The 10,226-nt window shown below is 52.9% G+C and carries 9 protein-coding genes; 5 read left to right on the top strand and 4 right to left on the bottom strand.

What is annotated here, in order from left to right:
* Positions 1 to 1,919 (bottom strand): aconitase family protein (locus tag B2Z72_RS08695; protein WP_297004592.1); only part of this gene is annotated, 1,919 nt, incomplete at its 3' end.
* A gap of 563 nt (positions 1,920 to 2,482) precedes the next feature.
* On the opposite strand from B2Z72_RS08695, the gene B2Z72_RS08690 reads away from it, so the two are divergent.
* A complete protein-coding gene (locus B2Z72_RS08690) occupies positions 2,483 to 4,624 on the top strand; it encodes a molybdopterin oxidoreductase family protein (RefSeq protein ID WP_296983623.1) in 2,142 nt (713 codons plus the stop codon).
* Positions 4,625 to 4,722: 98 nt separating this feature from the next.
* Positions 4,723 to 5,871, top strand: a complete 1,149-nt coding sequence (pdxB, locus tag B2Z72_RS08685; protein WP_296983622.1) for a 4-phosphoerythronate dehydrogenase PdxB — start codon at positions 4,723 to 4,725, stop codon at positions 5,869 to 5,871.
* A 97-nt stretch (positions 5,872 to 5,968) separates the two neighbouring features.
* Here pdxB and B2Z72_RS08680 read toward each other — a convergent pair whose 3' ends face one another.
* A complete protein-coding gene (locus tag B2Z72_RS08680; RefSeq protein ID WP_297004590.1) occupies positions 5,969 to 6,397 on the bottom strand; it encodes a hypothetical protein in 429 nt (142 codons plus the stop codon).
* Positions 6,398 to 6,406: 9 nt separating this feature from the next.
* Positions 6,407 to 7,624, bottom strand: a complete 1,218-nt coding sequence (locus B2Z72_RS08675) for a pyridoxal phosphate-dependent aminotransferase (RefSeq protein ID WP_297004587.1) — start codon at positions 7,622 to 7,624, stop codon at positions 6,407 to 6,409.
* Positions 7,625 to 7,751: 127 nt separating this feature from the next.
* On the opposite strand from B2Z72_RS08675, the gene msrB reads away from it, so the two are divergent.
* From msrB to B2Z72_RS08660, 3 genes are all read left to right on the top strand, one after another.
* Positions 7,752 to 8,150, top strand: a complete 399-nt coding sequence (gene msrB / locus B2Z72_RS08670; protein ID WP_296983619.1) for a peptide-methionine (R)-S-oxide reductase MsrB — start codon at positions 7,752 to 7,754, stop codon at positions 8,148 to 8,150.
* Positions 8,151 to 8,323: 173 nt separating this feature from the next.
* On the top strand, positions 8,324 to 8,809 hold the full coding sequence (locus B2Z72_RS08665; RefSeq protein WP_296983618.1) for a glutathione peroxidase: 486 nt from the start codon (positions 8,324 to 8,326) through the stop codon (positions 8,807 to 8,809).
* Positions 8,809 to 9,291 carry a MarR family winged helix-turn-helix transcriptional regulator gene (locus B2Z72_RS08660; RefSeq protein ID WP_297004584.1) on the top strand — a complete coding sequence of 161 codons (483 nt, stop codon included), beginning with the start codon at positions 8,809 to 8,811 and terminating at the stop codon, positions 9,289 to 9,291. The genes B2Z72_RS08665 and B2Z72_RS08660 overlap by 1 nt, the downstream gene beginning before the upstream one ends.
* Positions 9,292 to 9,335: 44 nt before the next feature.
* On the opposite strand, the gene B2Z72_RS08655 is transcribed toward B2Z72_RS08660, so the two are convergent.
* Positions 9,336 to 10,079: a hypothetical protein gene (locus tag B2Z72_RS08655; RefSeq protein ID WP_297004581.1), complete on the bottom strand. Its 744-nt coding sequence runs from the start codon at positions 10,077 to 10,079 to the stop codon at positions 9,336 to 9,338.
* Positions 10,080 to 10,226: the final 147 nt, after the last annotated feature.

Below are 10,226 nucleotides of genomic sequence, written 5' to 3'. Positions count from 1 at the left end.
ATACAGATAGAAGCTTTCGCTTTCATTTCTGCAGTCCAGTCGGTGAAGGTGAAGGCCTGGTCAGCCAGCAGAGTACCGATCTGTACTTCGATTACACGGCCCTGGAACACGTTTTCGCCGTTGAACTGCTTCAGCATCTGCGCTTGAGTAGCGTGTACGATGTCACGGAAGTCCATGTATGGCTTCATGTTGCCTTTGAAGGTTACTTTCACAGACTCTGGGATTGGCATTGCTGCTTCACCAGTGGCCAGTGCGATGGCAACGGTACCGGAGTCCGCACCGAACGCGACACCTTTAGACATACGGGTGTGAGAGTCACCACCGATGATGATAGCGCGGTCGTCCACAGTAATGTCGTTCAGTACTTTGTGGATTACGTCGGTCATTGGAGGGTAAACACCCTTAGGATCACGGGCAGTGATCACGCCGAACGCGTTCATGAACGCCATCAGCTTAGGCGTGTTAGCCTTGGCTTTGTTGTCCCATACAGAGGCTGTGTGACAGCCGGACTGGAAAGCACCATCAACGTCAGGAGAGATGGTGGCAGCCGCCATGGATTCCAGTTCCTGAGTGGTCATAGGACCAGTGGTGTCCTGAGAACCTACGATGTTCACTTTAACGCGAACGTCAGAACCGGTGTGCAGAGGAGTCTTGGACTTAACACCTACCGCGTTGCGGTTGAAGATTTTTTCAACAGCGGTCAGGCCCTGGCCTTCGATGGAGATTTCTTTGGAAGGCGCGTAAACAGCTGGTGCTTCGATGCCCAGAGTTTCAGCAGCGAAAGTCTGGATTTTCTTACCGAAGGTTACCGCGTAAGAACCGCCGGCTTTCATGAATTCCACTTTTTGTGGAGTGAAAGCGGAAGATACGTCAACCAGCACGTTGCCTTCGCTGTCGAGCAGCTTCTTGGCTTTGGTGTCGATGGTCAGAACGGTACCGGTAGCTACAGAGAATTTTTCTTCCAGTACTGCGTCGCCGTTTGCGTCACGTACGATTTCGCCGTTCGCGTCTTTTTTCTGTACCCAGTTTTTCAGGTCCAGACCGATACCACCGGTTACGCCTACAGTAGTCAGGAAGATAGGAGCGATACCGTTAGTACCGGCAACTACAGGACGGTTGTTGATGAACGGGATGTATGGGGAGGTTTTTTCACCGGCCCACAGTGCCACGTTGTTCACACCGGACATACGGGAAGAACCAACACCCATGGTGCCTTTCTCAGCGATCAGCATCACTTTGGCGTCTGGGTTTTCTTCGCCCATTTTTTTGATTTCCTGCTGAGCTTCAGGGGAAATCATGCACAGGCCGTGCAGTTCACGGTCAGCACGGGAGTGAGACTGGTTACCTGGAGACAGTAAGTCAGTAGAGATGTCACCTTCAGCAGCGATGTAGGTGATGACTTTGATTTTCTCTGGGATGTCGTCCAGTTTGGTGAAGAATTCTGCTTTTGCGTAGCTTTCCAGAATCTCTTTAGCAATGGCGTTGCCAGCTTTGAAAGCATCAGCCAGACGTTTGGTGTCTGCGTCGTACAGGAATACCTGAGACTTCAGAACTTCACCGGCAGCGGCGTTGTTTGCATCGTCAGACAGAGCGATGTCCAGCAGGGCTTCAACAGAAGGGCCGCCTTTCATGTGAGACAGTTGCTCTAAAGCGAATTCCGGAGAGATCTCAGCAACGGTTTCTGCACCGGTTACGATGTCTTTCAGGAACTTAGCTTTAACGCCTGCAGCAGGAGTGGTGCCTGGAAGAGTGTTGTAGATAAAGAAGTTCAGAGAGGCTTCGCGCTCGGCATTGCCGGTATCTTTGATCTGGGCAATGATTTCAGACAGCAGTTCGGCACTGTCGATTGGTTTTGGGTGTAAACCCAGATCCTTTTTACGAACCTCAATTTCTTCCAGGTATTCTGAATACAGACTCATTAGCGACCCTCTCAAAGCCTTGTTAGCGATGTATTAGCACTTTGGTTCAGCAACGAGGGGGTAGGTTTCGTTGTGATTAAGCACCAATTGTTCATTTCTTCGGCAGGTAGGTTATTAAATAGACGATCAGCCTCTTTAAAACCGCTTTACCCACCTGTGGAGGCCGGAGTATACCGGATTTATCGTCTTGATGATCATTAGTCCCCATAATGTGCAGCATTCATAAGATTAATGGCTGAGGTGTATGATATTTTTTCAATTTATCAAGAGTAAATTTGCCCCATTACAACTAAGGTTGTAGTCCTTTATGCCTGTCAGATTTGTGCATTTTGCGGATTAATGAGCTGCTCTGACTAATAAATTTCTCTGACGGATGCGCTTTTGTGCGGGTTTTGTGCTGGTTTTGTGCTGGCCGGGCGAAATAGACGGGCAATGTGACCGATCCGGAGTTTTTTTGGCACATAAGGCGTGTCCGTTGCCATTCAGTTACCGGTATAGTCAGTGAAAAAATAAGCAAGTCACAAAAATAAGTCCGGTAAAACCGGCCAGCCGGAAAGCACACGATGACCAACAGAACACACTTACGTACCTGCAGCCTGTGTGAAGCCACCTGCGGTATCCGCATTGAGCAGTCTGCCAGCGGTGACATTGTTTCCATTAAAGGTGATAAAAGCGATCCGTTCAGCCGTGGTTATATCTGTCCTAAGGCGACGGCATTGCAGGATCTGCATAACGATCCGGACCGTTTGCGCCAGCCATTGAAAAAGACCGCATCCGGCTGGCAGGAAATCAGTTGGGGGCAGGCTCTGAACGAAGCGGCTGAGGGCTTTGACCGTATTCAGAAAGCACATGGCCGCAACGCGGTTGGCAGCTATCTCGGTAACCCCAATGTGCATAATTACGGCAATTTATTGTTTGGTCCGCTGATGCTCAGAGCGATTGGCAGCCGTAATAAATTTTCGGCAACCTCGGTCGATCAGCTGCCGCACCATATGGCCAGCTATTTTATGTTTGGCCATCAGTTAATGGTGCCGGTGCCGGATATCGACCGTACCGATTTTCTGATTGTTATGGGCGGCAATCCTCTGGCTTCCAACGGCAGCCTGATGACGGCACCGGATATCAAAAACCGCTTAAAAAGTATCCGCGAGCGCGGCGGCCGGATTCTGGTCATCGATCCGCGTAAAACCGAAACCGCCGACGTTGCTGATGAACACTGGTTCGTGCGCCCGGGGCAGGATGTGTATTTGCTGCTGTCGCTGTTGTATGTCTTTACCCATGAGCTGCAGGCGCAGTTACCGCCGCTGCCTGACTACGTCGACAGCCAGTCGCTGGCGCCTTTATGCGTGGATTTTAAACCCGAAAATACCGCTCCTGTCACCGGCGTCAGCGCTGACAATGTACGCGAGCTGGCAAAGCGTTGGCTGAGTGCAGAATCCGCCGTTTGTTACGGTCGTATGGGGGTGTCAGTGCAGGCACAGGGAGCCTTGTGTCAGTGGCTGATTAATGTGCTGAATATTGTCAGCGGGAATTTCGACCGCGCCGGTGGCGCCATGTTTACCCGCCCGGCTGTGGACCTGTTAAAAGTCACCGCTGCCCAGGGGGGGCGCGGCCATTACAATAAATTCCAGAGCCGGGTACGCGGTCTGCCGGAATTTGGCGGTGAGTTGCCGGTGTCTGCCCTTGCAGAAGAAATACTCACGCCCGGAGAAGGGCAGATTAAAGCCATGCTGACGGTGGCTGGTAATCCTCTGGTGTCGACGCCTAACAGCGGCCAGCTGACCAAAGCCTTTGAGTCACTGGATTTTATGGTGTCGGTGGATATGTTCCTGAATGAAACCAGCCGCCACGCCGATCTTATTCTGCCGCCGTGCAGCCCGCTGGAGCGCGATCATTACGATCTGATTTTTAATGTGCTGGCAGTGCGCAACGTGGCCAAATATTCGCCACCGTTATACAAGCGCAGTCGCTGGGGCAAAGACAGTGTGCGCGAGGACTGGCAGATCCTGCTTTCGCTGGCGAAAAAACTCAACCGCGGCAGTTTTGGTAAGCGTCTGGAAAACCGCATCATGTACGGCATGATGGGGCTGCTGAAGCCGTCGGGTATTCTGAATACGCTGCTCAAATCCGGCCCGTATCGCATGACGCTGGATAAGCTGAAAAAGTCGCCTCATGGCATCGATCTGGGCGAATTACAGCCTTGCCTGCCACAACGTTTGTTCCACAAAGACAAGCGTCTGCAACTGACGCCAGAGACGTATCTGCAGGCATTGCAGTCACTGACGCTGCCGCAGTTTTTGCCGCAGCCGCAGGCCGATGAGTTTACGCTGATCGGCCGCCGTCATATCCGCTGCAACAATTCCTGGCTGCACAACAGTCAGCGTCTGACCAAGGGCAAAAGCCGCTGTACGCTGTTGATGAACACAGAAGATGCCGCGCAGCGTGGTGTAGAAGAGGGCGCTCAGGTGAAGGTGACTTCCCGGGTCGGGGAAGTAGTCGCCACCGCTGAGCTGACCGATGCGCTGATGCCTGGCGTGGTCAGCCTGCCACACGGCTGGGGTCACCATCAGCCGGAAACCCGTCTGCAGGTCGCCGCGCGGGTCGCCGGGGTGAACTGCAATGAGCTCACCGATGATCAGCAGATCGACACCCTGAGCGGCAATGCTGCGCTTAATGGTGTGGCGGTAACTCTGGCGCTGGCGTGATCCCGGTCAGCCCGGAGTAATATAAACGTCATCAGGCAATTGTCATTAGCGGTGACAATTGCCAAAATGGCCCCTTGTTCATCATCAGGTACACGCCAGTGCGCATTGTTGCCGACGAAAATATTCCCCTAGTTAACGAATTCTTTGCTGAGATCGGTGATATTCACCGCATCGAAGGGCGCACCATGAAGGCCTCTGATCTGGCCGGCGCTGACATCCTGCTGGTGCGTTCTGTCACCCGGGTTAATAAGGCGCTGCTCGACGGCTCCTCCATCCGCTTTGTCGGTACCGCCACCATTGGCACAGATCATATCGATCTGGATTACCTGAAAGAAAATGATATCGGCTTCAAGAGTGCGCCGGGCTGCAATGCTCAGGCCGTGGTCGATTACGTGCTCAGTGCGGTCAGTGTGTTGCTCGACCAGCGCGGTATTGGCTTTACTGATCTGAGCGTCGGTATTGTTGGTATCGGTAATGTCGGCTCGCTGCTGCGTACCCGCCTTGAAGCGCTGGGTACTAAAGTGCTGGCGGTTGATCCGTTCAAAGATGAAGAAGAAGTCGGCGAGCTGGTCTCGCTGGACGAAGCCCTGCAGGCGGATGTGGTGACTCTGCATACACCGCTGACCCGTGACGGCGAACACGCAACCTACCATCTGATTGATGAAGCGCGTCTCAAGCAGATGAAACCGGATGCCTGTCTGATTAACAGCAGTCGTGGCCCGGTGGTGGATAACGCGGCACTGCTGGCCCATATGAATGACAACCTCGATTTTGAGGCCATGCTCGACGTCTGGGAAAACGAACCCCAGCTCAGTCTGCCGCTGTTGCGTCGCTGCCTGCTGGCCACACCGCACATTGCCGGCTATTCACTGGATGGCAAAATGCGCGGTACCGAATATGTGTATCAGGGTTTGTGTGAACATTTCGGTCTGCCGATCCGCCGTAAACTGGCGCAGTTTTTACCTGAGCCGGGTGTTAAACGGGTGAATTTCTCTGATCAGGTGCCTATGTATCAGGCGCTGAGAACCGCGATTCGCGCGGCTTATGAAATCCGTGTGGACGATGGTGTTATGCGCACCGCGATGCGTCATGTCAGTGATGCGGACCTGCGCGAAACCTTCGATAAACTGCGTAAAGAATATCCGCTGCGCCGTGATATTCCGACACTGAAAGTCGGTGTGCCAGCCAAATGCCACGACCTGCATGCGACACTGGAAGCCGCCGGGTTTGATGTGCGGGTGAAATAAACCGGATTGCTGCAGAAACGAAGAGGCCGCTGAACAGCGGCCTTTTTTTATGTCTGGCTTTTATTGCCTGCTTTTTAATGCGCTTTAACAGACGTCGTTATAAATCCAGAAAATATTGCTTAACCAGCTCACCGGTCCAGGTGGAATCTTCCTGCAGACGGGCAAACTCCAGCAGCTGAAATACCGGGGTATTATCGGCGTCGGTTTCGCCAATGCGGTTGCCTTTCAGTGATTGCGGATCGGCCATGGCAATCATGCGGGTAAAGGCTTTACTGGTCAGCACAAAATCATCCACCGATTCCTGGCGGCTGAGATTACTGAAGCGGATATAACCTTCTTCCTGCAGCCATTGCAGTGTGCCTAAGGCAGCCAGATGGCGGGGACTGTGCAGACCAAATTCATCCATATTGTCAGGGCCGCTGATATCTTCGATAAACAGCGTCTGCGTACGCGGAAAGTAGCGGAAGCCACTCAGCAGAGTGGCCGCCACATCCATGTAAAAATCATCAATATGGACATCAAGCATAAGCGTCCGTCAGGCCTGCTTATAGCCAGAGAAGAACTTGTGCATTTTATCCATGGCCAGATCCAGATCTTCCGGACGCGGCAGGAAAACCACGCGGAAATGATCCGGGTAAGGCCAGTTAAATGCTGTGCCATGAACCACCAGAATGCGTTGCTGTTCCAGCAGGTCGAGCACCATGCGTTCGTCGTTGCGGATATTGAATTTCTTCTGATCCACTTTCGGGAAGCAGTACAGTGCGCCCTGTGGTTTGGTGCAGCTGACCCCTGGCATTTCATTCAGCATTTCGTAGGCGATATTGCGCTGCTGACAGATACGGCCTTCCGGCGCCACCAGATCATTAATACTCTGATAACCACCCAGGGCTGTCTGAATAGCGTACATAGCCGGTACGTTGGCACACAGACGCATCTGCGCCAGCATTTCCAGACCTTCGATGTAATCGCGGGCCAGGTGTTTAGCGCCGCTGATAATCATCCAGCCGGAACGGAAACCGGCCAGACGATAGTTTTTAGATAACCCGTTAAAGGTGATGATCAGCAGGTCATCGGCCAGTGACGCAGTGGAAGTGTGGGTAACACCGTCGAACAGAATTTTGTCGTAAATTTCATCGGAAAATACGATCAGGTTGTGCTGACGGGCAATTTCCAGCATTTGCAGCAGGATTTCATCCGGGTACACGGCGCCGGTCGGGTTGTTCGGGTTGATCAACACCATGGCGCGGGTTTTATCGGTGATTTTGCTGCGCATGTCGTCCAGATCCGGCATCCAGCCAGCGCCTTCATCACAGATGTAATGCACCGGGCGACCGCCGGACAGAGCCACGGCACCGGTCCACAGCGGGTAATCCGGTGCTGGCAGCAGTACTTCGTCACCGTTATTGAGCAGACCTTGCATGCTGGCAACGATCAGCTCACTGACGCCGTTACCGAGAATGATGTCGTCGATGGTGACGTTGGCGATGTTCTTCTGCTGGGCGTATTGCATGATGGCTTTACGCGCAGAAAACAGGCCCTTGGAATCCTGATAGCCTTCAGAATCCGGCAGGTTATAAATAACGTCCTGGATGATTTCATCCGGCGCGTCCAGGCCAAATGGTTTCGGGTTACCGATATTCAGTTTCAGAATACGGTGACCTTCATCTTCCATTCGCTTCGCCGCCTGCAGTACCGGCCCACGCAGATCGTAAAACACATTCGCCAGTTTGTTGGATTTAAGAATTTCCTGCATGGGACCTTACTGCCTGTATTGAAAGGAAAAGTGGGCATGATACTCTTCGAAGCTTAGCTCTGAAAGTCTGTATGCGCCGTGCTGTTTCACAGATTTGGTTTACAGACAATCGTTGAGGAGAAATCAGGTGAAAAAAGTCGAAAAGACCAACGAAGAGTGGGCCGCCGAACTCGATCCGGAAACATATCACATCACCCGCGAAGCCGGTACTGAACGGGCTTTTACCGGGCGTTACTGGAACACCAAAGATAAGGGCGTATATCACTGCGTGTGCTGTGGTGAGCCATTGTTCCTGTCTGATACCAAGTTCGATTCCGGCTGCGGCTGGCCCAGCTTTTTTAAGCCGGTCAGTGATGAAGTGATCGACGAATACACAGATACCAGTCATTTTATGGTGCGCACCGAAGTCCGCTGTCACAAATGCGACGCGCATCTTGGCCATGTCTTTACCGATGGTCCGCAGGATGAAACCGGCCTGCGTTACTGCATCAACTCTGCCTCTCTCGATCTGAAAACAGACGACTGACTCAGCGAAGGCCAGTTAACCCGGCCGTTACCTGCCAGCGCCACGCGGAGCAGCACTCAGGTGTGAGCCTGATTGCCGTGCTCGTGCATGGTTGTTTTTCTTTTGGGGTAATTATATTGTGTGCAATCTAATTGATAACAATACAATCCGTTTGAGCGGAATCAGAGGTCAGAATGTCAGTACTTGAATATCGTATGCCGCTGCTGAGTGGCACAGAGCAGGATCTGAGTGAGTATCAGGGCAGCGTGGTGCTTATTGTTAATACCGCCAGTGAATGCGGCTTTACCTACCAGTACGAAGGGCTGGAAGCTTTGTATCAACAATACAAAGATCAGGGGCTGGTGATTCTGGGGTTCCCGTGTAATCAGTTTGGCCATCAGGAAAAAGGCGATAACGCCACCATCGGCGCTTTCTGCCAGAAGAACTATGGCGTCAGCTTTCCCATGTTCGCCAAAATCGAAGTGAACGGCGACGGTGCTGCACCGCTGTATCAGCAGCTGAAAAGCGAAGCGCCGGGCCTGCTTGGCAGTAAGGGCATTAAATGGAATTTCACCAAATTCCTGATTAATCGCCAGGGTAAGGTTGTGAAGCGTTATGCGCCAACGACTAAACCGGAAAAGCTTAAAGCCGATATTGAAGCTCAGCTGGGCAGCGCCTGATGGCAGAGGATCAGTACCCGCAACTGCATCTGGATAATCAGCTGTGTTTCAGCGTTTATACGCTGTCTCGGCTGATTACTCAGGCCTATCAGCCAATGCTGCAGGCGCTCGGGCTGACGTATCCGCAATATCTGGTGATGCTGGTTCTGTGGCAGGCGCTGGAAAAAGGGCGTCCTGCCACGCAGGGGGCACTGCCGGTCACGGTTAAATTTCTCTGTGAACAACTGCAGCTGGATACCGGGACGGTTACGCCTCTGCTCAAACGCATGGAAAGCAATGGCTTGCTGGTGCGCCGGCGTTCGGCAAAAGATGAGCGGGTGGTCGAAGTGGATCTGACGGATAGCGGTAAGACGCTCAGGGAGCAGGCGAAACACATACCGGCGGATATTCTGTGTCAGACCGGTGTGGACGTAGAGCAGGGAAAAGCATTGCGTGACGAGCTGAAGGGATTAATCAGGCAGTTAGCAGCGCCGGGCAGCTGATTTGGCGTCGGCCCGGGATTAGCGGGGGAATCTGTTCAGGCTGCTCAGAAGTTCTTTTTCTTCCAGGCGTCATCATCTTCCGCCAACTTTTCTGCCGCTGCTTCCAGACGATTGCCGGTATTATTGCTTTGCAGCTGAGCGAGCTGCAGTTCGTGACGCTGCTTGATATCGGCCAGCATATCAACAATGTCAGGGGTAGGCTTCTCGACCACCTGTAAGGCTGCCATGGCTTTCTTCAGATAATGCACGGCCTGGCTGTGGTTATTCATGTTCTCTGCGGCGATGGCTTTGCTTTCGAATACCGCAGCTGCGATGCGCACATTCAGAATCTTCAGCTCTGCCAGCAGGGGGCGGGCCTCGGCGGCAGCGACCAGGTTTTTCTTGTATTCATTGCGGATGTATTCGATCAGCAGGGTAATCAGGTTGCGCAGTTCCTGCGCTTTACTGCTTTGAGCGGGAAGGGGAGTCTTGCCGCCTTTGGCTGCGTCCATCCATTGGTTAGCGTTTTCGATAGCGCGGTTGCAACGCTGATCGGCTTTGATGCCCAGTTGTTGCAGCTGGCCGGCGTGATGTTGAATCTTGTGAGCGAGAAACTGCTTACAGCCCTGGCTGAGCCACGGGGCAAGGGTTTCGCCAATCATGCTGAGTTCACCCATGCGGTCAGCGTGCTCGACAGCCTGACGGGCGCGTTCAAGGCGCTTCTGTTCCTGCCAGCGCATAAACCACAGCGCGCCGACAGCGCTCAGCGCTGTAAACACAGCAAGAATGACCAGCAGGAATGTAGACATAGAGGTTCAGGCCCTGTGTGACCGCGATTTCCATAACATCGCTTAAGTGTAGTCGTAAAAAATTTTCATGCAGGGGTTGACGACCCATCAAAGCCTCAATAGAATTCGCGCCTCTTGATTGAGACGTCCCCATCGTCTAGAGGCCTA

Origin of the sequence: Thalassolituus sp. UBA6592, assembly GCF_002433655.1 — a bacterium.
GTDB lineage: Bacteria > Pseudomonadota > Gammaproteobacteria > Pseudomonadales > Oceanobacteraceae > Venatoribacter.
Note: the sequence above shows the minus strand (reverse complement) of the source record. Positions and strands in the feature narration are given on the sequence as shown.

Coding starts and splice junctions, on each gene's coding strand:
- B2Z72_RS08690 (WP_296983623.1), top strand. CDS start 2,483: ATGACCAACAGAACACACTTACGTACCTGCAGCCTGTGTGAAGCCACC.
- B2Z72_RS08680 (WP_297004590.1), bottom strand. CDS start 6,397: ATGCTTGATGTCCATATTGATGATTTTTACATGGATGTGGCGGCCACT.
- B2Z72_RS08675 (WP_297004587.1), bottom strand. CDS start 7,624: ATGCAGGAAATTCTTAAATCCAACAAACTGGCGAATGTGTTTTACGAT.
- B2Z72_RS08665 (WP_296983618.1), top strand. CDS start 8,324: ATGTCAGTACTTGAATATCGTATGCCGCTGCTGAGTGGCACAGAGCAG.
- B2Z72_RS08660 (WP_297004584.1), top strand. CDS start 8,809: ATGGCAGAGGATCAGTACCCGCAACTGCATCTGGATAATCAGCTGTGT.
- B2Z72_RS08655 (WP_297004581.1), bottom strand. CDS start 10,079: ATGTCTACATTCCTGCTGGTCATTCTTGCTGTGTTTACAGCGCTGAGC.